The following is a 23979-nucleotide window of genomic DNA, read 5'->3' as shown; positions in this document are numbered from 1 at the left end:
CTCCCCTTTCTCGTATTACAGCAGAAAATATCCTGCAATGGAGAATGTCCCGACAAGAAGACAGTACAAAGCAAAATATTTCAGTTTCCGTTTTTTCACCATACGCATCAGAATGCGGATCGTAAAGTAACCGGCAAGTGCCGCCATGAAAACGCCGACCAGATATACCGGATGAAAAACAATTTTATTTTTTCCCATGGTCGCAAGTTCAACGATCGTTGCCCCGATAATCGCCGGAACACTCACAATCAGAGAGTATTTCACAGCGTACGAACGGGTCATGCCGCCGATCACACACGCAGAAATAGTCGAACCAAGACGGGAAAGACCCGGAATCGTGGAAAAGCCTTGGAAGAATCCGGCAATCAGTGCATCTTTCGGCTTTAAATTTTTCTGCGTTTTTTCTCCCTCCGGAAGCATATCTGCCACCACAAGCAGAATCGCCGTCAGATACAGACCAACGCCAGGTGCCAGCAGATTCGAGGAGGTCAGTGTGACAAGGCTCTGAATCATGCCGCCGATTACAGCAGTCGGGATGGTGGTCAGAATCAGCAGGAAAGCAAGCATACGGTAGTTGCTGCCGAGCACCTTCCGGTACTGCTTTCCCTCCTGATGCTGACTGGAAAAGTGTTCTTTTAAATTATGAAACAGATCGATTATGATTCCGCACAACGCGAGGAAGAGACGTTTCCATTCCTTCGAAAATGTGAGCAGAATTGCAATCATGGAGCCAAAGTGCAAAAGCACATTGAAAAACACCGTCTGCGTATCTTCGATCTTCATAAAGTGACGGAAGATAATCAGATGTGCGGAGCTGCTGATCGGCAGGAATTCCGTGATTCCCTGGATCAGGCCCAGAAATAAAGCTTCTATTACTGTCATTTTTTTATCCTGTTCCCTTATTTTTCTCTTTTGTGAAAGTCCGGACAAAACTTCCGTTCGAATTTTCACAGCGAACTCATTCTAACACAAAATCCCCTGAAACACAAGCCGCGCCGTGAAGTCAATTTTCTGTCCCTGCTGCCTTTTTCATCAGCTCATTCAGCTTTTCGAGCGCGCGGGCAATGCCGCCGACCTCGTCGATCAGGCCTTCTTCCACTGCCTGCGGGCCGTCCAGCATTGTTCCGACATCCTTGACCAGCATTTTCGTATCGAGCATCAGCTCCTCGAGCCGTTCCTTGGTGATTTTAGAATGGGCCGATACAAAACCTGTGATCCGATCCTGCGTCTTTTCCATATTACGGTACGTCTGTGCAACACCGATGAACATGCCGTTTGTACGCACCGGGTGAATGACCATGGTGGCACTCGGCACGATCAGCGAATAGTCTGCTGCAACTGCGAGCGGGACACCGATCGAATGACCGCCCCCTAAAACGAGCGATACCGCAGGCTTTCGCATGGACGCAATCATCTCTGCAATTGCAAGACCGGCCTCCACATCTCCGCCTACGGTATTCAGGAGAATCAGAAGACCATCAATACTTTTGTCCTCCTCGGCACGGGCAAGAGCAGGGAGAATGTGCTCATAGCGCGTCGCTTTCGTGCGCTCGCCGAGTGATTCATGCCCCTCCACCTCGCCGATGATGGACAGCAGATAAATGTTGGTCTTCAGTTCTACAATATTTTCTTTTTCTGTCTGGTTTTTCTGTGATTCTGCCATACGGATTTCCTCTTTTCTGCTATTCCAAAATAGCTTCATCAGTATGCGCAGATTCTTATGATTCTATGTAATTTCCAGCGAAATTACTCGTCCAGATTGGTGTATACGTACTGTACGTCGTCGTCGTCATCCAGCAGATCCAGGGTACGGTTCAGATCTTTTAATGCCTGCGGATCGGTCAGCTCTACGTAGGTCTGTGGGATCATGGTAACGTCTGCCTCTGCCATGGCGATACCGTCTTTCTCCAGAGCCTCACGTACTGCGGAGAAGTCATCCGGATCGGTAATGATTTCGTAGCTGTCCTCTTCGTCTGCGAAGTCTTCTGCGCCTGCATCCAGAGCAAGCATCATCAGATCGTCAGCATCCATTTCGCACTCTTCTTTGTCGATGATGATCTGGCCTTTTTTGTCGAACATGTAGGATACGCATCCCGGTGTTCCAACGCTTCCGTTTCCTTTGGTGAAAGCGCTTCTTACGTTTGCTGCGGTACGGTTCTTGTTGTCGGTCAGAGTCTCTACGATGATCGCGATACCATTCGGGCCATAACCTTCGTAGGTGATACGCTCGTAGTTGTCTGCGTTTGCATCTCCGGCAGCTTTTTTAATACCGCGGTCGATGGTATCGTTCGGCATGTTGTTTGCTTTTGCTTTTGCGATAACGTCACGCAGCTTGCTGTTGTTTGCCGGATCCGGTCCGCCCTCTTTGACAGCGATTACGATCTCACGGCCGATGATGGTAAAGATTTTACCTTTTTTTGCGTCGTTTTTTTCTTTCTTATGCTTAATATTGGCAAATTTTGAATGTCCTGACATACCTCTTTTGTCTCCTTTATTTAAAGTATTACTTTTCTGTAAAAAGGTTTCCCCGAAAAACGGCAGAAGCCCATATAATATAGAATATAGCACGATCTTTCTCATTCGTCAACCGTGAACCGCGCCAAAAATACCCCTTATGTAGGCAGATCCAGGCTGATTTTCAGTGCTTCGTTCACAAGGGCCAGCTGTTCCGGCGTCAGATGACAGATTTTATCTTTCAGCCTTCTCTTATCGATCGTCCGAAGCTGTTCCAGTAAAATAACAGAATCCCGTACAATCCCATAGGCGGACGCTTCGATCTCAATGTGCGTCGGCAGCTTCGCCTTATTCATCCTCGATGTAATCGCCGCACAGATCACCGTCGGACTGTGCCGGTTGCCGATGTCATTCTGAATGATCAGCACCGGACGGACACCGCCCTGCTCACTTCCCACAACGGGCCGCAGGTCGGCATAATATACATCGCCACGCTTGATTACCACTTGTGCTCACTCTCCGATTCTTTCCGTTTTGCTTTCCCATACGATAACGATCCGGCGTTTTACGCCTTTTAAAATCGTTTCCATGTATTTAATATTGCCTGTTTTTCCGGAGGTATTCACAAATTTCATCCGGCGCTTCAAAAAAGTCCGCCCGGAGTCCTTTTGGGAACCCGTGATTCTGATCTGCTTTGCTCAGATTGACTGCAATCCTCTGATAATCTCGGATGCTGTTACATAGGAAGCACTGCTTTTTTCTTCCGCAGCCTCTCCCGCCTTTCCATGCGCATATGCCGCCAGTGCCGCTGTTTTGGCAAGGCTGATTTTTTTCTCGTTTTTTTCACACTGACGTTTTGCTGCAAAGGCGCCTGTGATTCCCGCGAGCACATCGCCGCTTCCCGCCGTCGCAAGCGCACTGCTTCCGCTTGTGTTTATGTAATACTGCTCACGCCCTTCCTCTGCTGTCACGGTTACGGAATCCTTTCGTACACAGCAGGCCTGGTATTTTTCGGCTGCCCTTCCGGCGCTTCCTGCCGGGTCACGCTGGCATTCTGCAATGGTCATGTGCAGCAGCCGTGCAAGCTCTCCTACATGAGGCGTTAAAATTTTTTCTGCCCGGCAGCCCGAAAGAATCTCTGCATCTTCTGCAATCAGGTTCAGCGCATCTGCATCCAGAACAAGAGGAACTTCTGTGTGCTGCACCGTAAAAACGAGCAGTTCTTTTGCCGTCCGGCTTTTGGAAAGTCCCGGTCCCGCAACAACAGCGTCCGCCCAGGCGAGATCCTGCAGCAGGGCTTCTTCCGGAAGCGGCTCATCCTCCTTCCAGAAATCCGCCATTGCTTCCGGCAGGGCACAGAAAAGCGGCGTACGGTTTCTTTCCTCTGTCACAACCTTTACCATGCCGGCACCGGATGCAAGGACTGCCCTGGCACACAAAACAGCGGCTCCGCACATGGCACCGGAACCGGCAAGTACCAGCACCTTTCCGAAGGTTCCCTTATTTCCCATCGGCGTGCGGGTAAGAAACCGGTCCAGATCTTCTTTTTCCACTGAACCGTACCAGGGCGTCTCCTCTTCTCCTGCATCAAAGCCGATTCCGATATCACGGACCAGGACCTCTCCGGCATATCGTTTTCCGGGATCAAAGAGAAGCCCTGGCTTTGCACAGGCAAATGTCACCGTGGCTCTGGCTTTCACCGCCGCATCAAGGACCTCTCCGGTATCCGTGTGGATCCCCGAAGGGATGTCCACGGCAAGAACAGGAACACCGCTTGCGCAGATTGCTTCCACTGCCCTCCGGTACTCCCCTGCCAGCGGACGGGATACGCCAATTCCAAAGATGGCATCTATGATAACAGTATATTCCCGGAAATCCGGATTCTTAACCTCACGGACCCCATAATTTTCCGCAATTTTCTTCTGTGCTCTCATGCCTTCACTGTATTTTTCCGGATTTCCAAGACAGAACAGTTCCGCATCCACCCCTTTCGTCTTTAAAATCCGTGCAATTGCCGCACCGTCCCCTCCATTATTTCCGGGACCGCACACAGCAAGGACTTTTCCTGTATCCCATGTTCCATTTTGAAGCTCCTCCACGCAGGACAGCGCTGCGCGCTCCATCAGTACCAGGGACGGTACCCCCATGGTTTCGATCGTATTGCGGTCTGCCTGCTTCATCTGTGCTGCTGTAAGAATCCGTTTCATCGCTTTTCCTCCTTTTCCTGCCTTATCCGGAAAGTGAACAGAAAAAGTCTCCGGTTTCCCGAAGACTCTCCTGCTTTTGTTTTGGTTTCTTAATTGTTCTTTGGATGCTCCGCCTCATATCTGGTCAGATTGTAGGAGAGACGCATCAGACTTTCGGAAAGATGGACGTTCTCGACGATCACATCTTTCGGAAGTTTTAAGTTTAGATCGGTATGTGCAAAATTCCAGATTGCTTTTACACCGTTGTCCACGAGAATCTCTGCCATCTCTACCGCTTTTGCTTTTGGCAGTGTCAAAGCCGCAATCTCTACATGGTGTTCCTTGATAAATTCCGGAAGCTCGTCCGCCATGCGGATTTCAATTCCGCGCACGGAGATTCCTTTTAATACCGGGTTGACGTCAAAAATACCGACCGTTTTGAATCCGCTTCTTTCAAAGGCCGCATAATTAGCAAGCGCCTGTCCCAGATTTCCGGCTCCGACAAAAATCATATTGTGGACTCTGTCCAGACCTAAAATTTTTCCAATCTCGCTGTACAGATACCGCACGTTATAACCATACCCCTGCTGGCCGAAGCCGCCGAAATTATTTAAATCCTGGCGAATCTGGGAAGCTGTCACTTTCATCCGCTCGCTCAGCTCACCGGAAGAGATCCGTTCTACTCCGTCCTCCAGCAATTCGCCCAGGTAACGATAATATCTAGGAAGTCTTTTGATAACTGCCCGCGAAATTCCTTTTTCTTCCAAGATAAATTCCTCCTTATTTACACCTGCATATATTCATATTATATATGGTTGATAGAAAATTGTCAAAGATTTCTTGAAATTTTGTGTATTACTCTCTATAATAAGGATGGTGTATTATGTCAAAATACAGAAATATGTTATCTGGAGGAACCACATGATTCTTGCATGTCAGAATATCTCGAAAGCATTCGGGACAACGGAAATTATCAAAAATGCATCTTTTCATATAGAAGAACGCGAAAAAGCCGCACTGGTCGGCATCAACGGTGCCGGAAAATCGACGCTGTTAAAAATCATCATCGGCGAAATGAGGGCCGATGAGGGAGAGGTCATCCTCTCCAAAGGGAAGACGATGGGCTATCTCGCCCAGCATCAGGATCTGACCGGACACCTTTCCATTTACCAGGAAGTGCTGACCGCGAAACAGAATCTGATCGATATGGAGGAACGCCTCCGTCAGATGGAAAGTGATATGAATACAAAATCCGGTGCAGAGCTGGATGAACTTCTTTCCACCTACACCCGCCTCTCCCATACCTTTGAACTGGAAAACGGATACGCGTACCGCAGTGAAGTCGTCGGTGTTTTAAAAGGTCTTGGCTTTTCCGAGAGCGATTTTGAAAAACAGGTGGACTCCCTCTCCGGCGGTCAGAAGACCCGCGTGGCACTTGGTAAACTGCTGCTCACCAAACCGGACATCATTCTGCTCGACGAGCCGACCAACCACCTCGATATGGACTCGATCTCCTGGCTCGAAACGTATCTTTTAAATTACAGCGGAGCCGTCCTGATCGTCTCCCATGACCGTTACTTTCTCGACCGCGTTGTCACAAAAGTCGTTGAAGTGGACAATAAAAAAGTAACAACTTTTGAGGGAAACTATACCGCCTACAGTCAGAAAAAAGCAATGCTCCGTGAAGCCGCTTACCATGCCTGGGTCAACCAGCAGCAGGAAATCCACCATCAAGAAGAAGTCATTGCAAAGCTGAAATCTTTCAACCGCGAGAAATCCATCAAACGCGCCGAGAGCCGTGAAAAAATGCTGGACAAAATGGATGTGCTGGAAAAGCCGACCGAAGTACGCTCCGATATGCGGATCCGTCTGGAACCGCGCATCACAAGCGGAAACGATGTGCTGACCGTCGAGCACCTCTCCAAAGCCTTCCCGGGACAGACGCTTTTCCAGGATCTGAATTTCGAAATCAAGCGCGGCGAGCGCGTGGCAATCATCGGAAACAACGGAACGGGAAAAACGACGATCTTAAAGATCTTAAACGAAGTCATCCGCCCGGATACCGGCTCTTTTACACTTGGAAGCCGTGTACAGATCGGTTACTACGATCAGGAGCATCAGGTGCTCCACATGGAAAAGACCATTTTCCAGGAGATTTCCGACGCGTATCTGTATCTGACAAACACCGAAATCCGAAATGTGCTGGCCGCCTTCCTGTTTACAAACGACGATGTCTTCCAACCGATTCATACCTTGAGCGGCGGTGAGCGCGGACGAATTTCTCTTGCCAAGCTGATGCTCTCGAACGCCAACTTCCTGATCCTCGACGAGCCGACCAACCACCTCGATATCGTATCAAAGGAGATTCTGGAAAACGCGCTGAAGGATTACACTGGAACGGTACTGTACGTTTCCCACGACCGTTACTTTATCAATCAGACTGCAACCCGGATTCTGGAGCTGACGGGACAGACACTCGTCAACTATATCGGAAATTACGATTACTATCTGGAGAAAAAAGAAGAGCTGACCCGCATCTATGCTCCTGCTGCCGATGCCGCCGCTCCGGAAGAAACAGCGGCTCCTTCCGAAGCCTCCTCCACAAAGCTGGACTGGAAAGCGCAGAAAGAAGAACAGGCACGTCTCCGCAAGAAAGAAAACGAACTGAAAAAGACGGAGAAACGAATTGAAGAGCTTGAGACACGCGATTCGGAAATTGATGAGGAAATGTCGAAACCGGAAGTCGCAACGAATGTGGCAGAGTGTGTGAAATTAAGCAAAGAGAAAGCAGAGATTGCCGCGGAACTCGAAGAGCTGTATGAAAAATGGGAAGAGCTTGCCGAATAGACCTGGTTTTCCCCGGAAAAATTCAAAACAGAAAAAGCCGGTCCGGCGCATCCCTTTTTGCGGGAATGCCGGATCGGCTTTCTTTTTTGCTTCGTTTAATTATTTCTCCAGCTCCTCGCGTATGGCCAGGATGAAATCACGGCTGTTTAATACGGTCGGATTTTCCATGGTGGTGATCAGCGCAAGGTCTTTTGTCATTTTTCCGCTCTCGATCGTTGCGATCGTTGCTTTTTCCAGACGGTCTGCAAATGCGGAAAGTTCTGCGTTTCCATCCATTTCCCCGCGTTTTCTGAGTGCGCCGGTCCATGCAAAAATGGTGGCCACGGAGTTGGTGGATGTCTCCTCACCTTTTAAGTGACGGTAATAGTGGCGCTGTACGGTTCCGTGCGCAGCCTCGTACTCGTAATATCCGTGCGGGGATACGAGAACAGAAGTCATCATCGCAAGGGAACCGAAGGCGGAGGATACCATGTCGCTCATGACATCGCCGTCGTAGTTCTTGCAGGCCCAGATAAAGCCGCCCTCTGCTTTCATGATGCGGGCAACGGCGTCGTCGATCAGAGTGTAGAAGTAGGTAATGCCTGCTTCTGCAAATTTCTCTTTGTACTCTGCATCGAAGATCTCCTGGAAGATATCCTTGAAGCGGTGATCATACTTCTTGGAAATCGTATCCTTGCTTGCAAACCACAGATCCTGTTTCGTGGACAGTGCGTACTCGAAACAGCTTCTCGCAAAGCTTTCTATGGAGTTATCCAGATTGTGCATGCCCTGAATGACACCGGCGCCGGTGAAGTTGTGGATCAGCTCTCTTGTCTCGGTGCCATCCTCAGCCGTATAAACCAGCTCTGCTTTTCCCGGTCCCGGAATGCGCATTTCTGCATTTTTATAGACATCTCCGTATGCATGACGGGCAATCGTGATCGGTTTTTTCCAGTTGCGCACGCACGGCTCGATGCCTTTTACGACAATCGGGGTACGGAAAACGGTTCCGTCGAGCATGGCACGGATCGTTCCGTTCGGGCTCTTCCACATTTCTTTCAGATTGTACTCGGTCATACGCGCTGCATTCGGCGTAATGGTGGCACATTTGACTGCTACACCGTATTTCTTGGTAGCGTTTGCGGAATCTACGGTTACCTGATCGTTCGTCTCGTTTCTGTGTTCCAGTCCCAGATCGTAATATTCCGTTTTCAGGTCAATAAACGGGAGAAGCAGCTCATCTTTGATCATTTTCCAGAGAATTCTGGTCATCTCATCTCCATCCATCTCTACCAGAGGAGTGGTCATCTGAATTTTTTCCATAGTAGGCCTCCTTTTTCTATTCCCGTTTATTGTATAAAGTATCCTATAGCTTGTCAAGTCAAAATCCACCTGATTTTTTGGTATTTTCCCATAAATTCACACAATTTTTGCAGGATGAGAGGTGTTTTCCTTCATTTTTCTTTTTTTATGCTGCCGCACAGTGCCTCACAGAAGAGACAGAAAACGGTCTGTTTGAAGCATCCCATGCCCCTGACGGTTGCGCGGAAGGCCAAGGTCTCTCGCCGATTCGCAAAGCAGCATTTTCGCCTGGACATTTGTAAGATCCGGAACCCGTTCAAGTGCCAAAGCCACGGCTCCGGACACCCGCGGTGCCGCCATCGAGGTGCCGCTCTTCACCACATATTCCTTCCTGCTTCTTCCAGGCGCGCAGGAAATGAGACGTTTTCCAGGCGCGACAAGATCCGGTTTGCAGACGCAGTCCCGTGTCGGGCCGCATCCGGAGATTCCTCTTCTTGGCTCCAGCAGATCGCCCGCTCCCACGGTGATCACTTTTCTGCTGCTCCCCGGCGCCGTAATACTGCCCGGAGCGGGCCCCAGATTTCCGGCCGCTGTCACAACTGTGATCCCGTCATCCCAGGCGCGCTCCACCGCCTGCACGAGCAGATCATCCACCGTTTTTTCCTGCTCTGTTGTTCCCACTGAAATATTTAAAATGCGGATATTAAGTCTTATTCGCTCTTTGCACACCCAGTCAATCGCCGCAAGGATATCCTGCTTTCTGCCGTTTCCCCTGCGGTCGAGAATTTTTGCTACCACAAATCTGCATTCCGGTGCCGTACCCCGGTACTTCCCGCCGGATGCTCTTCCGCTTCCACCGAGGATTCCGCAGACATGCGTCCCATGCCCATTATCATCGTAAGGCGTCTCCCGCCCGTACACCAGATCCCGGAACGCCGCAATCCGATTATCAAAATCAATATGCGGAAAAATCCCTGTATCCAGCACCGCCACGGTAATTCCTTTTCCTGTCAGAATTTTCTGCTCGTTCATCGCAAAGCTCCGGCGTATTCTTATTTTATGGTATGCAAAAAAGGACTTTCCTTTGCAAAGAACAATCAAAAGAAACCCCACAGAGTTTGGGTCTCCATGGGGTCTGCAGATTCTATTTTTTATATCCTGCCGTATTCTGTTTTTCCATCCGCTTCAGCTCCGGCAGAACCGTGAGAAGCATGGTCACGAAGCACAAACCTCCTCCGATTACATTGGATACCGGCTCTGCGAGGAAGACACCGTCAGTTCCCATATGGAATGCGTACGGCATCAGATAGGTGAGCGGCACGACAATCACAACTTTACGGAGCAGAGAAAAAAAGATTGCCTGTTTCTTTTTATTCAGCGACTTGAATACCGTCTGACCGATGTACTGACAGTCCATAAAAATAAACGCTCCAAAGTACTGTTTCAGTGCCGGTACCGCATCCTGGATCAGCACTGCGTCCGAGCTGAAAATGCCGATCAGCACATGCGGAATCAAAATAATAACGCTCCACATCACTGCCGTGTAGCCAAGAATCATCACACTCATGACGCACATGGCCTTTCGCACGCGGGCAGGGCGGCGAGCGCCGTAGTTATAGCTTAAGATCGGGGAGGTTCCCTCATTCATAGCGTAGATCGGGGTCTCGACGAGCTGGCGGACACTCGATACAATCGTCATAACAGATATGTAAATATCACCGCCGGTCACGGAAAGCACATTGTTGCAGCAGATGGTGACAAGGCTGTTGGTGAGCTGCATGATAAAACCGGCAGTACCGAGGCTTACGATATTTTTCGCATAGCCTGTGCACTCGGAAATTTCATTTTTCCGCACAAACCGTACTTTCAGCTCCGCTTTCCGGGTCAGGAAGTACAGAACAAAGACGGCGGAGAGCGTCTGGGAAATGACGGTGGCAATCGCGGCACCCTGTACGCCAAAGCCAAGTACAAAGATAAACAGCGGGTCAAGCAGCAGATTTGCGACGGCTCCGATCGTAACGGAGAACATGCCGACCGTTGAATAACCCTGCGCATTGATAAACGGGTTCATGCCGGTCGCAACCATGGACGGCAGTGTTCCGATCAGGTAAATCATCATATAAGGATACGCGTAGACCATCGCATCTGCCGATGCGCCGAACAGCGTCAGCAGCGGACGGGCAAACAAAAAGCCGATGACCATAAGGACAACGGCACAGGCGCAGACCATGGAATAAGATGTATTCATGATCGTTTCTGCCTTCTGCGGATTGTTTTTTCCGCGCTCGATCGAAAACAGCGGAGCGCCGCCGCTTCCGAACAGGTTGCTGAATGCCGTGATGATAACGATCAGCGGGAAGCACAGGCCGACCGCGCCGAGCGCCGCCGTTCCCACATCTGGGATCCGCGCGATGTAAACGCGGTCTACGATGTTGTACAAAAGGCTTAAAATCTGGGCAACCAGCATCGGGAGCGCTGCTCCTAAAATGTTTCCGGTTACGGTTCCATGCTCGAAATCAATTCGTTTCATTGTTCTATCATTCCTTTTCTTTTCACTTGCTTTTCAGTATATCATGTCATATACTATATGTAAATTATTGTTTTTATATTGGATCTAAATAATTTTTATATGTTTTATCTTACAAAGGAGGATTCCCATGGAACTTCGACAGCTCGAATACTTCCGCGCCATCGTGGAGGCCGGAACCATCAGCGGGGCGGCACGCATACTGCATATGACACAGCCGCCGTTAAGCTATCAGCTTAAAATGCTCGAGGAAGAGCTTCAGGTGCCGCTTCTCGTGCGCGGTACAAAGAAAATCACACTGACTGATGCGGGAAAAACACTGTACGAGCAGGCGGGTACACTTCTGATGCTCGCGGATCTTACGAAACGCGAAGTCGTAAAATCCAGCCAGGCGGCAACTCTGCACATCGGAATGACGCCTTCCACCGTGTCCCTTCTTTCCGACTACCTGCTCCGGTTTTCAAAACAACATCCGCAGGTCCACTTCGATGTACACGAGGGTTCCACCTTTGCCCTCAAAGATCAGCTGGAAAATCATGTGATCGATCTTACTACGCTGCGCACACCGATCGTTTTAAACGGCTGTGAAACAAAAACACTCCTAAAAGAAAGCATCACCGCCATGGCACTCCCTGACCACCCGCTTTTTGCGGAGCGCGACACGCTTTCTCTTACCGAACTTGCCGAACAGCCGCTGATTCTTTCCAACCGCTACCGAAAATATATGCTCTCCGCTTTCGAACAGGCCGGTCTGTTCTGCGACATCTATCTGACCTGTGAGGATGCCCGCACGGCAATGACGATGGCGGAAAAAGGGCTTGGCATTGCTCTTCTGCCCGCCTCCATGCTGCCGCTTTCCCATCAATTAAAGGCCTGCGCCATCACGGACGCAGACCTTACAACGGAAATCCTGCTCGCCTGGCGCAAAGGGCGCCTTCCATCCGAGCTTCGGGATTTTCTGAAAATGTGGGATGAAACCTGACATATTAAAACTGCTTATCTTTTTGCCGGTTCTAGATGCAGAATCCGGTCGTAGCCGGTCAGGGTGCTGTTTCGGTGGGAAATCAAAAGCATGATTCTTTTCCCCCCCATTTTTATGATCCAGGTTAGTTTTTACTAACCATCTGTCATACAAAAAGCCGCCGAAAGGGCAGCCTTTTTGCTTTTTTCTTATTATACGTATCTGGAAAAGGAATGTCAAGGAAACCTCCCTCTTCAAATTTCCAAAATGGCATGTTCCAAAGCGGAAACTGCTGTCCATTTCCATCATTTCCCTGTATAATAAAGTCACAGAAATTACCTGTCTTTCAGAAGAAACGAGGTGTGTAATGAACTTTCATGAAAAATTAAACGAATACATCCAGATGTTTCCCTGCACGGCGAAAGAATTAAGTAAGCTTTCCGGTCTGTCCGCGGCTACGCTCAGCCGCTACCGCTCTGGAGAACGCGTTCCGGATATGCGCTCTTCCGCCTTTTCCCAGCTCTGTTCTTCCATTGCCAGGATCTCGGAACAAAAGGGAAATTCCACGCTTACAGCCGATGCAGTACGGGAGAGCTTCCTCTCCTGCGAGGATCTTGTCACTGTTGACCGTGAGCAGCTCCGGTATAATTTCAATACGTTGATCTCACTGCTGAACATCAACATCTCCCGGCTATGCCAGTACACGAACTACGATACCTCCACCATTTTCCGTTTCCGCAGCGGCTCCCGCCAGATTGCAGAGCCGGAAAAATTTGCTGCTGTAATTGCGGGGTATATCGCCAAAGAAATGGATTCCGCCTCAGAAAAAGCTGTCCTTGCTGAGCTATTTGGCTGCACGGCCGAATCCCTTGCCGATCCTTCCGTCCGTTTTCAGAAGCTTCAGACGTATCTGCTGGAAACAAAAGAAAAACGGGAAGACAGCGTCTCACATTTTCTTTCGAAGCTTGATGCCTTCGATCTGAATGAATATATCAAAGCAATCCATTTCGATGAACTGAAGCTCCCGCCCGCCATGCCGTTCCACCTCCCGACCTCGAAATCGTACTTCGGCATCCACGACATGATGGAAAGTGAGCTTGACTTCTTAAAAGCCACGGTTCTGTCGCGCTCAATGGAGTCCGTGATTATGTACAGTGATATGCCGATGAGCGAGATGGCAAAAGACCCTGACTTTCCCAAAAAGTGGATGTTCGGCATGGCGATGATGCTGAAAAAAGGCCTTCATCTCCACCAGATCCACAACCTCGACCGGTCGTTTGACGAAATGATGCTCGGACTGGAAAGCTGGATTCCGATGTATATGACGGGCCAGATTTCGCCGTACTACTTAAAAGGCGTGCAGAACAGCGTATTTCTGCATTTTCTGAAAGTCTCCGGCCCGGCGGCGCTGACCGGTGAAGCGATCAGCGGTTTTCACAGTGACGGAAAGTATTACCTGACAAAATCAAAAGAGGAAGTCGCCTATTACCGGAAGCGGGCCGAAGAACTCTTAAAGAATGCCAGTCCGCTGATGGATATTTACCTTGCGGATAAGGCGGGTGCTTTGCAGGCTTTTCTCGTAGCAGATTCCCACCAGAACGGAAACCGCAGGAATATTCTGTCCGCACTCCCCCTCTATACGATGGACGCTACTTTTTTAGAAACGTTTCTTTCCGCCCGCGGTATTCCATCTTCTGACCGGCGCACCATTTTATCCTATGCCGCCGCCCAGCGCCAGATACAGGAGGAAATTTTAAAAACCAGTCCGTTTGAGGATGAATTTTCTCTTCCCGATTTGGCAGAGTTCGCACAGTACCCAATGTGTCTTTCCCTCTCCGGCCTGTTTTATCCGAAACAGCTGTTCTACACCTTTGCAGAATACCAGGCGCATCTGGCACAGACCCGCGCTTATGCGGCTTCCCATGCAAATTACACATTTACCGAAACGTCCTCCTGCACCTTCCGCAATCTGCAGATTCAAATCCACGAAGGAAAATGGGCGATGATTTCGAAGAATACGGCGCCGACGATTCACTTTGTCATTCATCATCCGAAGCTTCTGAGTGCAATTGAAAACTTTATTCCGCCGCTTGTGGAAAATTAGATCTCTATCCTCGTTTCAGTTCCTCCCACTCCGGGCCGAGATCAACACTCCCGTTTTTACTTCCGGCAAATGTATCATCCCCGTGACGGTAGACGTGGTCATACGCAACATCCGCCTCGTACTGCCGCCCGGTGGAATCGGTGTAGGAATTGACACCGCGGACCGCCTCGGAATTTTTCTCCCACACGCGGTCCATCCGCTCGCTCCGGTCCCAGTACGCCTGATTGACGATGTCCGATGTTTCGGAGAGGGTGCGGGAAATCTGCTGAGAGGAGCGGATCGCATTCTGCTGCCGCTGCATCGCACCGTTGATCTGAACTTGCTCGGTTCTTCGAAGTTCCGCCTCCTGCATGGCATAGTAATACGGGCTGTAGGCAATCGTCCGCAGAAATTCATCAAAAATCATCTCATATTCCGCCGGGTCTCCTTCCGGAGTAAGGAGCAGAACGTCGAACGCTTTGCCCCAGTCGTAGGATGCCATTCCGCCGATGCCGTACATAGCACCTAAAAATGCCATTCCTTTTTTGAGAAAGTCTCTCCCGGCATCCGTCCTGGTCCGCTCTCCCGGATCCAGATAGGCCTGAACCGTGGCAAAGTAGCCTCGGAAACTCCTTCCCTCCGCAAATACCTGCACGCGGAATTTTCCCTGTTCGGTGTGTACGGCTCCCTGCAGCTTCTGTCCAGCTTCCCTTCCAAACCAGGCTGCCTTTTCCTTCAGAACCCCAGCGTCCATCGGCTCTACGCGAAGTTGGGTTGTCTTTGTTATCGCGGCGATGCGTTCATATGCATACTGCGGCAGCGCGGCACGTTTCCGGTACCGCACCAGCGACATTCCATCAAACTGCTCGCCTGGCACCGACTGCGGTGAAAACGGATTGGCGCGGACTGCGGCATCTTTGTAATATGCAAACGGCAGGAACGTCATCTGCACACCACCCGGTCCGGTAAATGCAATTCCTAAGCAGACCGGGGCAAGGGAGGAAAACGATCCGTCTTCGATGATGCGGTACGTCCAGCCCGCCGGAAGAAACGCTTCAAACAGCGGATTTCCTCCGTTTCCGATCGGCTGCACTTCTCCTGCTTTTTCTTTTTTCGCAGTTCTCGTATATTCCGCTCCGCAGTACACACACCGAATCCAGGGTGCACCTTCTGCAAACTGAATCGGTTTTCCGCATTTTCTGCATTTCATTTCTTCATATGCCATTTTTCATTCCCTCCTTTGTGATTTTCTTTTTGTTTTTTCATTATAAATGGTATTTTCCAATTTGTATTCGCAATTTCCGTTATAGCTCATGACAATTCGGAAACTTTGCAGAATCTACCTGGGATTTCCTGTATAATAAAAGTAACTTCACAAAAGACGAGAGGGGATGCACATGAAAAACAACGAGAAGCCAAACATCCTGTTTCCTCTTCTGCATTTTCTTGGACTTGCATGTCTGTTGATTTCCTGCGATTCGACACCGGGTCAACAGCCGGGGCAGAACGCATCTGGAAATCTTGCCGCTTACTGCGATGCGCGGACACAGGATTTTCTGCTTCAAAAAGAAAATGCTGTTCTGCTCGAGTACCGCCATCTCGGGGAAGCAGAAGAAAGCTGTCTCTGTAAAGATCCCGAAACGGTTGCAGCGTTCCTGAATGCACTTACAGAAATTACCGTAACAGGGGAGACGTCTCTTGTTTCCTCGGATGACTCGGATCTTTTTCTCTTTACGAACGCAGACGGGGAAACGTATTCTTTTTCTTTTAACAGCCATCATTTTGAACATGGCAGAACACAGTACGAACTGTCCGGCGATGCTGCCCTCTGGCGGCTGGCAGACGATCTTCGGACACAGGATAAAACATTGGAAGGAAGGTGACAAAAGATGAAACAAATACCTATTTTTCGAGTAACCGGCACATTTCTGGTCCTGGTTTTTCTCTGTTCCGTACTCTTTGGATGCGGCGGAACAGGCAGCGCCGCAGACGATGCGTATCTGACCCAGGTGACTGCTTCTGTCACAGAAGCGCAGTCTCTCATCGACGAGATGATTTCTTTTTCCAATGAGATGACCGAGGCAACCGGTACCTTTTCCGAAAACAAGGACAGCGATGCTTACGTGGAACAGTGCCGCACAAAGCTGACACTTCTCGAAGAAAAAGTCGCTGCCGTGCAGGAACTGCAGCAGCAGATTGAAAAGAGCGGTGCGCCGTCCTCCGATTTTGGAAAGGCTATCGAACAGGAACAGAAGGAATATTTTGAAGACATGCTTTTGTATCTGAATGCCATGCAGGAAACTCTGACTTTCTATACGGCGCAGTACGATGCTTCCCTCGAACTTCTGGAAGCAGCAAATCCCGCACAGAGCAGTTTTCAGCAGTACCTTGGTGATCTGTATTCCACGACGGTCCGCGTCAAGGAAAATCTGCTTGCCCTTACGACACCGTCCTATCTTTCCACGCTCTGGACGCATTACGTAGGTGCTTTTGATATGCTGACCAGCTATCTGCAGTCTGTATCGTCGGCAGCGGCAGGAGATGTCCTTCTCTCCTACTCTGCCGATCAGATTATCAGCCGCGTGACTATCGAAGGAAATGCATACGAAAAACAAATCGCGGATCTGATGGTGCGGGAATATGTGCACAGCGCGGATGTCCTGAAAAACAATCTGAAGGTTTTTGGAAGTGAAATTCTCTCTTCCTGCGAAAAGAAGAAAGTTCCGGAAAACAGTTATGTTTCGCAGGATTCGATCGTTTTTATTTATCATTCGCTGGTCGATGAGATTTACCCGAACCTGTATCCGGCTGCGGATTCTGCCGTCAATCTGCTGATGTATACCGACAAATCCTACTGTGATGTTCTGGTCACGGCGGAGATCCCCGGCTTTACCCAGGTTTATGAACAGAAAGTCACGCTTTCCCCGGAAATGACGTATCTGATGATCAAGCCGCCCATTTTAAGCGAGCTCCCGAATCTCTCCTCGACAAAGGAAACGCAGCTGATTCTGAAAGTGACCGACTGTGCAACCGGCGATGTTCTGGCCCAGGAGAGCAAGGCAATCAAGCTCTACAGCATTTACGATTACAAAACATACAGCGATGAGTTCGGTGTCGTGCAGAACGATAATCTGCTCGCCTGGATGACACCGGATTCAGACGGCGTGCTTGCCGTCCGGCGGAATGCAATTTCCTGGCTGGAAAATAACTTTGGACGGGACTATGGGAAACTTCCCGGCTATCAGTACAGCTACGGTTTCGGACAGGGGCAGGAAGCATACGTTACTTTTTATCAGGTAGCCGCGATCCAGAGTGCCATCAGCGCGATGGGCGTTCGCTACAATATGGGCCCGTACTCGTTTGATGCCACGCAACGCGTGCTGATGCCGGACGCCGTTTTAAACAGCAAGTCCGGAATCTGTATTGAGACGGCCGTTCTGATGGCCAGCGTCCTGCAGTCCGCCAATATGCATCCGTTTCTGATCCTTACACCGGGCCATGCACAGGTGGCGGTCGAGACGTGGGAAAATTCGGGACAGTATTTTCTGATTGAGACAACAACGCTTCCATTTGATGCAACGACGGATGACAACAGCGGGGTGATTATCCAGCTTGATTCTCAGGGATGGGATGAATATCTCTCCCAGAAAAAACAGCAGTCCCAGCAGTCGGGCGGACTCTTTTATCTGGTGGACTGCAGTCTTGCGAAGGTGCTGAACATCCGCGGCCTTGCAGCAGACTCCTATACTGCGGATGTGACGCTTCCATCATCACCATCCTCCTCCAGCGACTCCGGTTCCCAGCCATCTTCCGGTGATGCATCCTCTGTAGCACCTGCTCCATCATCTTCCTCGTCTTCCGGCACGTATACGCTGGAATCCTACGACGGCGGCAACTTTACGATGCAGCTCCCGAAAGGCTGGACCATCGAGACCGGCGGCGCCTATGCAGGCTTCTGCTTCCGTGCTTATGATCCGCAGAACCCGGATGCACAGATTTTCTTTTACGGAGAGCTTGGACCGTATTTTAAGAGTCAGGAAGGAAAGGACGGATATCTTGCGATGAGCGGCGGAAATGACTATCTGAGTGACCTTCCTGTTCTCGAACTGGGTACGCTGACCGCGTGCCTTGACGGGCTCGATGAATATGAAGCGGCCTACTACACGATTATGGGATCTTCCTATAACTTTGCGGATGTCCATAATCTCTCCAACATCGTCGAGCAACCCGTCACAACATTTCTGTCGCCGTATGCCGTTTCGGAGTCGATGCTGAAAGCTGACCTCACTTCCGTCACAGGCGCGCCCTGTAAGGGAATTTTCCAGGGATCGATTGTCGATGCCGGTTCCTATGAAATCGGCGGTGTTGACATCACACCAAGCCGTGGTGCCATGGATCTGTTCGGCGTGATTGCCCCGTCCGACCAGTTTGACAATGTCGCCGACACATTAATTGCATCACTTGGCAGTTTCCGCTTCACGGAAGAATATATCCAGGCCGGCATTGATCAGACTAACCAGATCGGTCAGAGCGCCCTGGAATACTCCCGCCAGAATATGGAACTGATGGACCGCGTGATGCAGGACTTCAGCGAGTATATCCGGCAGTAAACGCTTTTCACACACAGCAGATAAATAAAGTGAAAAAGTCCCTGACTCTGCAAACAATTCCTTTGCAGATCAGGGACTCTTCTCTCTTTATGTGTGTGTAAGATATTGGCCTTTTATTTCTGTTCTTCGTCGCACGCGATGATATGTTTGCTCTTCTCATATCCGATCACTTTCCGGTCGGTGATGAAGATTGGTTTTTCGAAGTCTGCGAAGGTGACGGAGCTGATGCTGTTAAATTTGCTTGCGTCGCAGAGGACGTAGCACTGGCGGCACTGTTCCATGGCGGTCTTTTTGGTGACGGCCTCGTTGACGTCCTGGGTTGTGCAGCCGCTTCTTCGGGTTACGCCATTTGTTCCGAAAAAGCCTTTGGTGAAATGATACTCCTGGATCGTGCGGATTGCCTGGTTTCCGACGACGGCTTCTGTGGAGCTTTTGAGCTCGCCGCCTACCAGAATGACCTTAAACCCGCGTGATGCCAGCCGCCGTGCGTGGTCAACGGCGTTTGTCACGAAAACGGCGGAGGTTGCCCGGATGAAATCGATCATATGCGCCGTTGTCGTTCCCGCGTCGAGAAAGACGAAATCGTCCGGCTCGATGAGGGATGCCGCATATTCTGCGATTTTCCGTTTGGCATCGCAGTTCAGCTCATTTTTCTGTGCAACGGTGTACTCGTGTGCCGTCACCTTCTGGCCGGCTTCCACGGCGCCGCCGAATACCTTTTCCAGCTTGCCCTCCTTGTCGAGCGCTGTGATATCGCGGCGTACCGTGGACTCCGATGTATCGAGAAGATCCCGGACTTCCGTCACGGTGATGCTTCCCTTTTCCTTTAACAGTTTCAAAATTATCTCATGTCTCTGCTGTGTTAACATTTCTTTCCTGCCTTATATTCTGCCACGTTTGTTTCCAGAATGATCTTGCGGAGCGGAAGGATGCTTCCCGGAGAAACGGAAAGTTCATCTACGCCCATCGCAAGGAACTCTTTTGTCAGCTCCTGGTCAGCGCCGAGTTCGCCGCAGATACCGGCCCAGATGCCGGCTTTGTGTGCATTCTCCACAACCATCTGAATCATGCGCAGGATCGCCGGGTGATGCGGATCAAAGAACGGATCCAGCTTTGTGTTCTGGCGGTCGATCGCGAGGGTGTACTGACTGAGGTCGTTCGTTCCGATACTGAAGAAATCAACCTCTTTTGCCAGCTCATCGCTGATGATGGCAGCCGCCGGGGTCTCGATCATGATACCCTGCTCTGGATTTCCGTACTCAATGCCCTGCTCAGCGAGAGAAGCTTTTACTTCCTCCACAATCGCTTTGATCTGGCGAACCTCGCCGACACTTGTGATCATTGGATACATAATGGCAATTTTTCCATATGCGCTTGCGCGGAACAGCGCGCGAAGCTGTGTCTTGAAGATCTCCGGCCGCGTCAGGCAGATGCGGATCGCACGGCAGCCAAGTGCCGGATTCTCCTCTTTTTCCATCTCGAAATAATCGCACTGTTTATCGGCACCGATATCGAGGGTACGGATGATGACGCGTTTTCCCGCCATCGTCTCTGCTGCCTGTTTGTAGATACGGAACTGCTCCTCCTCTGTTGGATAGTGATCCTGCTCAAGATAGATAAACTCGCTTCGGAACAGGCCGATGCCGCCCGCGTCGTTCTGCATGACAGCCGCAAGGTCTTTGATGTTTCCGATATTAGCATACAGCAGAATTTTCTGTCCGTCCAGTGTAATATTCTCTTTTCCCTTTAAGGTGAGGAGCAGTTTTTTCTTTTCCTCCTCCTCGGTGCGGCGCTTCTGCATGGCAGCAAGAGTCTCCTCGTCCGGATCAACATAGATGGTTCCATCGGATCCGTCTACGATGCCGAGCTTTCCGTCTACGCTCTCATCCAGCGGAAGCGGTGTTCCGACCAGTGCCGGAATTGCCATGGTTCTCGCAAGGATGGCAGTGTGGGAATTTAAAGAACCGTGTACGGTAACAAAAGAAAGAACTTTATCTTTATCCATCTGTACCGTCTCAGACGGCACAAGGTCATCTGCCACGATGATTGCCGGTTCGTCGTTTAAGGATGCGTCAGTGTTGTCTCCATTTAAGATGGAGATCAGACGCTCGGAAATATCCTTTACGTCTGCCGCGCGCTCTCTCATGTAATCATCGTCCATGGCAGAAAACATCTGCGCAAAGTTGTCGCCTGTCGTTGCAACGGCATACTCAGCGTTGACGCCCTGGCTCTTGATGATGTTCTCGACGGACTCATTGTAGCCGTCATCCTCCATCATCATCTGATGCACTTCGAAGATCGCTGCATTTGCCTCGCCGACCTCTTTGCATGCTTTTTCATACAGAACGCCAAGCTGGGCGATTCCTTTTGCCTTTGCTTCCTCAAACCGTGCCATCTCCGCATCCGGATTTTCCACTTTCACACGTTTTACCTGACGCTCATTCTTTTTGTATACGCGGATCTTTCCGATCGCAATGCCGGAAAATACGCTTTTTCCCTGATAAATCTGCATAAGTTTTCTCCACCTTTGTTCTCGATATCCGAATTTTCTGTCCAGACAGCCGGAGCGTGTTTAAAAAGGATTTCTTAGTTTCAGAAAGTTTTTCAAACACGCTCCTGCCGATTACTATATTGTAATTCTCCAGAGCCCCATCTCAATTCCGCTTACGCTCCATTTCGATGTGGCTTCTCGCCATATGGAATTCCAGAAAAAAGCACTCATTCATGCAAGCATGATTCGCACTTTTTTCTTCCATTCCGCATGGCTCTGTAGAATTACAAGTTCTCTTTCATGAAATTGCTGATTGCTTCGTATGCAGCATCTTCATCTGCTCCATCGAAGGTCAGGGTAACTTCTTCGCCCTGTTTTACAGCCAGTCCCATGATGCCGAAGATGGCTTTGCAGTTCATGGCTTTTCCGTCTTTTGCGATCTTGATATCACAGGAAAATTCTTTGACTGCTTTTACCAGCATTCCTGCCGGACGAGCGTGGATTCCTTCTGGATCTGTTACAACATACTTAAATTCTTTCATGATTTTTTCCTCCCATAGGATCTTTGATATTTTTATTTTACTTTGTTTTCTGTCTTTTTTCTACTCTTTTATGCAACTTTTTTCTTTAAAACTCCAAGCAGAACTGCGGATACCACTGTTCCGATGACAACTGCCACCAGATAAAGCAGCGCATTTCCCATAACCGGTACAACGAAGATGCCGCCGTGCGGTGCCATTAAGGTACAGCCAAATGCCATGGAGAGCGCACCTGCGAGGCCAGAGCCGATGATGCAGGCCGGAAGAACGTGGATCGGGTCTGCTGCTGCGAATGGAATCGCACCCTCGGTGATGAAGGCGAGTCCCATGATGAAGTTGGTCGGACCGGATTCTCTTTCTTCTTTTGTAAATTTATCTTTGAACAGCAGGGTTGCAAGTGCAATCGCACACGGAGGAACCATACCGCCGATCATAACGGATGCCATAATGTCGTAGTTTCCTGCTGCGATGGCTGCTGTTCCGAATACGTAAGCTGCTTTGTTGAACGGGCCGCCCATGTCGATGGCCATCATGCCGCCGAGGATCATGCCAAGGATCAGCTTGCTGGATCCGCCCATGGAAGCAAGACCATTGTTCAGTACCGTGTTGACGGTTCCCATGATCGGCTCTACAATGAAGAGCATCAGAAGTCCCATCGCAAGGATGCCGACTACCGGGTAAATCAGAACCGGCGCAATCTTTTCGAGTGCTTCCGGAAGTTTCTCACATGCTTTGCGGAGGACAAGGATAATGTAGCCTGCTGCAAAACCGGCAACAAGTGCTCCAAGGAAACCGGAGGTTCCGCTCGATGCCATCATACCGCCGACAAAACCAAGGGCAAGTGCCGGCCGGTCGCCGATTGCCATGGCGATGTAGCCTGCAAGAACCGGGAGCATGAAGCCGAATGCCACGCCGCCGATCTGTTTGAACATCGCTGCAGCCGGGGTAATCGTACCGAAGTTTGATCTGGCTGCGGCATCAAGGGAGTTCATATCAACAAGAAGTCCGTCGATCAGGAATGCAATTGCGATCAGAATACCGCCGCCGACAACGAACGGAAGCATATGGGAAACACCATTCATCAGCTGGGTGTACAGCTGGTGGCCGATACCGCCGCTGTTCTTCTTCGTGCTTGCTGCGGCTGTCTGCGCATTGCCGCTCTTGTAAACCGGTGCGTTTCCGGACATCGCAAGCTCGATCAGCTCATCTGCTTTGCTGATACCGTCGGATACCTGGCGCTGGATGACTTTCTTTCCGTCGAAACGATCCATCGGAACCTGTGCGTCGGCTGCAACGATGATGCAGTCCGCATCGGCGATTTCCTGTGCAGTCAGCACGTTTTTCGCTCCGCCGGAGCCTCGTGTCTCGACTTTTACGAAGCATCCTTTTGCTTTCGCTGCTTTCTCGATTCCCTCGGCTGCCATGTAAGTGTGGGCAATACCGGTCGGGCAGGAAGTAACGGCGAGAATCTTCACCTGATTTTCTTTTGCTTCCACCGGCTCTGCAAGACGCTCATCTACGCTCTTTTTCTCTTCATCGGCGCGGTCGATAATGGCAAGGAACTCTTCCGGTGTCCTTGCGTTTCGAAGGCTCTTGGTGAACTCTTCATCCATCAGCATCATGGAAAGTTTACTTAAGACATCGAGGTGAACGTTGTCTTTTGTGTTCGGCGCTGCGATGAGGAACAGCAGGGTGACCGGCTCTCCATCGAGAGAATCAAAATCAACGCCGTTCAGGATCACCATGGCTGCAAGGCCCGGTTTGTTTACTGCATCACATTTTCCGTGCGGAATCGCAATTCCCTCTCCGATTCCTGTGGTGCTCTCTTCTTCTCTTGCGTAAACCTGTGCACGGTACGCATCTTCGTCTGTGATCTTTCCGCTTTTGACCATCAGCGCTACGGCTGCATCAAGCGTTTCCTGTTTGCTTTTCGGTGCGGCATCCAGCGCAATACTGCGGATGTCCAGCAACTCTGTGATTCTCATGAGACGTCCTCCCTT

The 23979-nt window shown here is 50.2% G+C and carries 19 protein-coding genes; 5 read left to right on the top strand and 14 right to left on the bottom strand.

The genetic code is table 11. The features are described from left to right. Positions 1-15 precede the first annotated feature (15 nt). The 6 genes from DWY63_RS02280 to DWY63_RS02255 form a co-directional block, all read right to left on the bottom strand. Entirely contained in the window at positions 16-882 is an 867-nt protein-coding gene (locus DWY63_RS02280; protein WP_117801097.1) for an undecaprenyl-diphosphate phosphatase, read from the bottom strand. Between the two features lie 121 nt (positions 883-1003). Continuing rightward, positions 1004-1663, bottom strand: a complete 660-nt coding sequence (locus tag DWY63_RS02275) for a ClpP family protease (protein WP_022462570.1) — start codon at positions 1661-1663, stop codon at positions 1004-1006. An 83-nt stretch (positions 1664-1746) separates the two neighbouring features. Beyond that, positions 1747-2475 (bottom strand): YebC/PmpR family DNA-binding transcriptional regulator, encoded by a 729-nt coding sequence (locus DWY63_RS02270; protein ID WP_022462571.1) that lies wholly within the window; start codon positions 2473-2475, stop codon positions 1747-1749. Positions 2476-2612: 137 nt separating this feature from the next. Next, entirely contained in the window at positions 2613-2960 is a 348-nt protein-coding gene (locus tag DWY63_RS02265; RefSeq protein ID WP_022462572.1) for a type II toxin-antitoxin system PemK/MazF family toxin, read from the bottom strand. Positions 2961-3152: 192 nt separating this feature from the next. Beyond that, complete coding sequence (locus DWY63_RS02260; protein WP_022462573.1) at positions 3153-4661, bottom strand: bifunctional ADP-dependent NAD(P)H-hydrate dehydratase/NAD(P)H-hydrate epimerase; 1509 nt, start codon at positions 4659-4661, stop codon at positions 3153-3155. A gap of 89 nt (positions 4662-4750) precedes the next feature. Further along, complete coding sequence (locus DWY63_RS02255) at positions 4751-5407, bottom strand: redox-sensing transcriptional repressor Rex (protein ID WP_022462574.1); 657 nt, start codon at positions 5405-5407, stop codon at positions 4751-4753. Positions 5408-5561: 154 nt separating this feature from the next. On the opposite strand from DWY63_RS02255, the gene DWY63_RS02250 reads away from it, so the two are divergent. Beyond that, positions 5562-7487 carry an ABC-F family ATP-binding cassette domain-containing protein gene (locus tag DWY63_RS02250; RefSeq protein ID WP_117801095.1) on the top strand — a complete coding sequence of 642 codons (1926 nt, stop codon included), beginning with the start codon at positions 5562-5564 and terminating at the stop codon, positions 7485-7487. Between the two features lie 99 nt (positions 7488-7586). On the opposite strand, the gene DWY63_RS02245 is transcribed toward DWY63_RS02250, so the two are convergent. The 3 genes from DWY63_RS02245 to DWY63_RS02235 form a co-directional block, all read right to left on the bottom strand. Beyond that, positions 7587-8789, bottom strand: a complete 1203-nt coding sequence (locus DWY63_RS02245) for an NADP-dependent isocitrate dehydrogenase (RefSeq protein WP_055217983.1) — start codon at positions 8787-8789, stop codon at positions 7587-7589. A gap of 165 nt (positions 8790-8954) precedes the next feature. Next, positions 8955-9800: a S8 family peptidase gene (locus DWY63_RS02240; protein WP_055217985.1), complete on the bottom strand. Its 846-nt coding sequence runs from the start codon at positions 9798-9800 to the stop codon at positions 8955-8957. Positions 9801-9912: 112 nt separating this feature from the next. Continuing rightward, positions 9913-11298, bottom strand: a complete 1386-nt coding sequence (locus tag DWY63_RS02235) for an MATE family efflux transporter (protein WP_117801093.1) — start codon at positions 11296-11298, stop codon at positions 9913-9915. A gap of 127 nt (positions 11299-11425) precedes the next feature. Here DWY63_RS02235 and DWY63_RS02230 point away from each other — a divergent pair, with 127 nt between their 5' ends. After that, complete coding sequence (locus DWY63_RS02230; RefSeq protein WP_117801090.1) at positions 11426-12277, top strand: LysR family transcriptional regulator; 852 nt, start codon at positions 11426-11428, stop codon at positions 12275-12277. A gap of 346 nt (positions 12278-12623) precedes the next feature. Then, complete coding sequence (locus DWY63_RS02225) at positions 12624-14360, top strand: hypothetical protein (protein ID WP_117801087.1); 1737 nt, start codon at positions 12624-12626, stop codon at positions 14358-14360. Between the two features lie 4 nt (positions 14361-14364). Here the strand turns inward: DWY63_RS02225 and DWY63_RS02220 are convergent, their stop codons facing one another. Continuing rightward, the gene (locus DWY63_RS02220) at positions 14365-15564 is read right to left on the bottom strand and encodes a hypothetical protein (RefSeq protein ID WP_117801084.1); all 1200 of its coding nucleotides are present in this window, start codon (positions 15562-15564) and stop codon (positions 14365-14367) included. A gap of 172 nt (positions 15565-15736) precedes the next feature. On the opposite strand from DWY63_RS02220, the gene DWY63_RS02215 reads away from it, so the two are divergent. Together DWY63_RS02215 and DWY63_RS02210 are read left to right on the top strand one after the other, a co-directional pair. Continuing rightward, the gene (locus DWY63_RS02215; protein WP_117801081.1) at positions 15737-16222 is read left to right on the top strand and encodes a hypothetical protein; all 486 of its coding nucleotides are present in this window, start codon (positions 15737-15739) and stop codon (positions 16220-16222) included. A gap of 6 nt (positions 16223-16228) precedes the next feature. After that, positions 16229-18949: a transglutaminase-like domain-containing protein gene (locus tag DWY63_RS02210; RefSeq protein ID WP_117801078.1), complete on the top strand. Its 2721-nt coding sequence runs from the start codon at positions 16229-16231 to the stop codon at positions 18947-18949. 113 nt (positions 18950-19062) lie between these two features. Here the strand turns inward: DWY63_RS02210 and DWY63_RS02205 are convergent, their stop codons facing one another. The 4 genes from DWY63_RS02205 to DWY63_RS02190 all read right to left on the bottom strand — a co-directional run bounded on the left by DWY63_RS02205 (position 19063) and on the right by DWY63_RS02190 (position 23964). Continuing rightward, entirely contained in the window at positions 19063-19818 is a 756-nt protein-coding gene (locus DWY63_RS02205) for a DeoR/GlpR family DNA-binding transcription regulator (RefSeq protein ID WP_117801075.1), read from the bottom strand. Further along, positions 19812-21461: a phosphoenolpyruvate--protein phosphotransferase gene (gene ptsP / locus DWY63_RS02200; RefSeq protein WP_117801072.1), complete on the bottom strand. Its 1650-nt coding sequence runs from the start codon at positions 21459-21461 to the stop codon at positions 19812-19814. Before ptsP ends, DWY63_RS02205 begins: the two co-directional genes overlap by 7 nt. A 263-nt stretch (positions 21462-21724) precedes the next feature. After that, positions 21725-21982, bottom strand: coding sequence for an HPr family phosphocarrier protein (locus DWY63_RS02195; protein ID WP_022463097.1), 258 nt, complete (start codon positions 21980-21982; stop codon positions 21725-21727). Between the two features lie 68 nt (positions 21983-22050). Then, positions 22051-23964 (bottom strand): PTS fructose transporter subunit IIABC, encoded by a 1914-nt coding sequence (locus DWY63_RS02190; RefSeq protein WP_117801067.1) that lies wholly within the window; start codon positions 23962-23964, stop codon positions 22051-22053. Between the last annotated feature and the right edge of the window lie 15 nt (positions 23965-23979).

Source organism: Blautia sp. AF26-2 (assembly GCF_003460955.1).
Classification (GTDB): domain Bacteria; phylum Bacillota; class Clostridia; order Lachnospirales; family Lachnospiraceae; genus Fusicatenibacter; species Fusicatenibacter saccharivorans.
This window is presented reverse-complemented; position numbering and strand designations above follow the sequence as displayed.

Coding starts and splice junctions, on each gene's coding strand:
- DWY63_RS02230 (WP_117801090.1), top strand. CDS start 11,426: ATGGAACTTCGACAGCTCGAATACTTCCGCGCCATCGTGGAGGCCGGA.
- DWY63_RS02235 (WP_117801093.1), bottom strand. CDS start 11,298: ATGAAACGAATTGATTTCGAGCATGGAACCGTAACCGGAAACATTTTA.
- ptsP (WP_117801072.1), bottom strand. CDS start 21,461: ATGCAGATTTATCAGGGAAAAAGCGTATTTTCCGGCATTGCGATCGGA.
- DWY63_RS02205 (WP_117801075.1), bottom strand. CDS start 19,818: ATGTTAACACAGCAGAGACATGAGATAATTTTGAAACTGTTAAAGGAA.
- DWY63_RS02190 (WP_117801067.1), bottom strand. CDS start 23,964: ATGAGAATCACAGAGTTGCTGGACATCCGCAGTATTGCGCTGGATGCC.
- DWY63_RS02225 (WP_117801087.1), top strand. CDS start 12,624: ATGAACTTTCATGAAAAATTAAACGAATACATCCAGATGTTTCCCTGC.
- DWY63_RS02210 (WP_117801078.1), top strand. CDS start 16,229: ATGAAACAAATACCTATTTTTCGAGTAACCGGCACATTTCTGGTCCTG.
- DWY63_RS02280 (WP_117801097.1), bottom strand. CDS start 882: ATGACAGTAATAGAAGCTTTATTTCTGGGCCTGATCCAGGGAATCACG.
- DWY63_RS02270 (WP_022462571.1), bottom strand. CDS start 2,475: ATGTCAGGACATTCAAAATTTGCCAATATTAAGCATAAGAAAGAAAAA.
- DWY63_RS02275 (WP_022462570.1), bottom strand. CDS start 1,663: ATGGCAGAATCACAGAAAAACCAGACAGAAAAAGAAAATATTGTAGAA.
- DWY63_RS02215 (WP_117801081.1), top strand. CDS start 15,737: ATGAAAAACAACGAGAAGCCAAACATCCTGTTTCCTCTTCTGCATTTT.
- DWY63_RS02260 (WP_022462573.1), bottom strand. CDS start 4,661: ATGAAACGGATTCTTACAGCAGCACAGATGAAGCAGGCAGACCGCAAT.
- DWY63_RS02250 (WP_117801095.1), top strand. CDS start 5,562: ATGATTCTTGCATGTCAGAATATCTCGAAAGCATTCGGGACAACGGAA.
- DWY63_RS02220 (WP_117801084.1), bottom strand. CDS start 15,564: ATGGCATATGAAGAAATGAAATGCAGAAAATGCGGAAAACCGATTCAG.
- DWY63_RS02195 (WP_022463097.1), bottom strand. CDS start 21,982: ATGAAAGAATTTAAGTATGTTGTAACAGATCCAGAAGGAATCCACGCT.
- DWY63_RS02240 (WP_055217985.1), bottom strand. CDS start 9,800: ATGAACGAGCAGAAAATTCTGACAGGAAAAGGAATTACCGTGGCGGTG.
- DWY63_RS02245 (WP_055217983.1), bottom strand. CDS start 8,789: ATGGAAAAAATTCAGATGACCACTCCTCTGGTAGAGATGGATGGAGAT.